This is a genomic window from Actinotalea sp. C106 (assembly GCF_023630195.1).
Lineage (GTDB): Bacteria > Actinomycetota > Actinomycetes > Actinomycetales > Cellulomonadaceae > Actinotalea.
Window position 1 is genome coordinate 1 of sequence record NZ_JALPKN010000455.1, and the last position, 1,632, is coordinate 1,632.

At 76.0% G+C, this 1,632-nt stretch carries 2 protein-coding genes; one reads left to right on the forward strand and one right to left on the reverse strand.

Annotated elements, in window-relative coordinates; translation table 11 throughout:
• On the reverse strand, nt 1-635 hold a 635-nt coding region (locus L0B03_RS17535; RefSeq protein ID WP_250448254.1), incomplete at its 3' end, for a PspC domain-containing protein.
• 348 nt (nt 636-983) lie between these two features.
• Here L0B03_RS17535 and L0B03_RS17540 point away from each other — a divergent pair.
• Nucleotides 984-1,632: PspC domain-containing protein (locus L0B03_RS17540; protein ID WP_250448256.1), on the forward strand; the 649-nt coding region annotated here is incomplete at its 3' end.

Consider the following 1,632-nt stretch of genomic DNA (forward strand, 5'->3'; position numbering starts at 1 on the left):
GGCACCGGCGGGGGGCCGGTGGGCGCACCGCCGTAGCCCCCGTACCCTCCGGACGCCCCGGGGGCCGGTGCGCTGCCGGCGTAGCCGCCGGCGGAACCGGTGTAGCCGCCGGCGGAACCGGTGTAGCCACCGGTAGCGCCCGGGGCGGCGTAGGAGCTGGTGGGTGTGGTCATGGTGGGTCCTTCAGGTGAGGGGGGCGGCGGCACCGGGGTGCGGGGCAGGGACGTCGTCGGGCCGGACGGGCGAGGTCCGCCACCCTGACGGTCGCGGTAGGAGGAGATCACCAGCACCACGACCACGGCGACGGCGAGCAGCCACAGCAGGCCCCCCCATCCACCACCGCCCCACCACCAGAGCCCGGGGTACCAGCGCTCGGGGAAGGACAGGCCTGCGATGAACACCCCGAGGGCACCGAGCACGGCGACGTCGAAGTCGCCGCGGAAGAGCTGCTGGAGGTGGATGCGACCGTCGTGCTGCTCGGGCAGCAGGACCCAGGCGAGGCCGTAGAGCACCAGCCCGAGGCCGCCGAGGAGCACGGACACGGCCAGGACGCCCCGGACGACCAGGGCATCGATGCCGAGCCGCAGGGCGACCCCGCTCGCGACCCCGCCGACCCAGCGGTCCTGGCCGCGCACCAGACCGGACCGCCGCAGGCTGTCGAAGAAGCTGTCGACTCCGCTCGGACGGGCCTGGCCCGGTGGAGGCGTGGGTCCCGGTGCGGCACCGGGCGTCGGGCCGGGGCCTGCTGGCCCGGATCCTGCTGGATCGGAGCCGGTGGGGCCGGGGCCCTGGGGTGGGGGTGTGCTCGAGTCCATGCCTCGAGCCTGCCGCGGGTGGCCGCCCCGCGGTATCCGGTGGGCCCCTGATCCCACCCTGAGCCTGGGGACCGGACCCCTGAGGCCTGCCCCGAGATCAACCCTGGTCCCTGCCGACCGGGGCCCTGGACGCCCCGCGGTGCGTCGCTGACGTGTGACGATGCACGGGTGACGACCGATCGGACCATCCTGCGGCTGCCGCTGCGTCGTCCGGCCCAGGGACGCTGGGTCGGTGGGGTGTGCGCGGGGCTCGGCGCTCATCTGGGGATGCCGGTCGCGACGGTGCGGCTGGTGATGGTGCTGCTCGCGCCGTTCGGCGGCGCGGGGGTGCTGCTCTACGTGTGGTTCTGGGTCACGGTGCCGGTCGGGGACCCGGTCCGGGCCGCGGCCGAGGAGCGGCCCGCAGCCCTGAACCGGCTCGCCCCACGGCTGCGTGACCCGAGCCGTCGCGTCCCGCTGACTGACATCGGCCTGGGTCTGCTGCTCCTGCTCGCGGCGGGGCTCCTCGTCGCCGTGCGCGTGGGTGTGCCCATCGACTACTCCTGGGTGGTGCCGGCCCTCGTGCTGCTCGCCGGCACGGCGTTGGCGTGGAGCCAGCTCGACGCGGTCCAGCGCGGCCGGTTCCTCTCGCACGCCGGTGGGCGGACCCCGGTGAGCATCCTGCGGCTCATGGGGGGCACGGTCCTCGCGGGGCTCGGGGTGCTCCTCCTCGTCGGCCAGGACGAGCCCCTGGACGCCCTGGCCCGCTCGGCCGCGGCCGCGGTCGCCGTCCTCGCGGGGGCGGCCCTCGTGCTGGCGCCGTGGTGCTTAGGGCGCG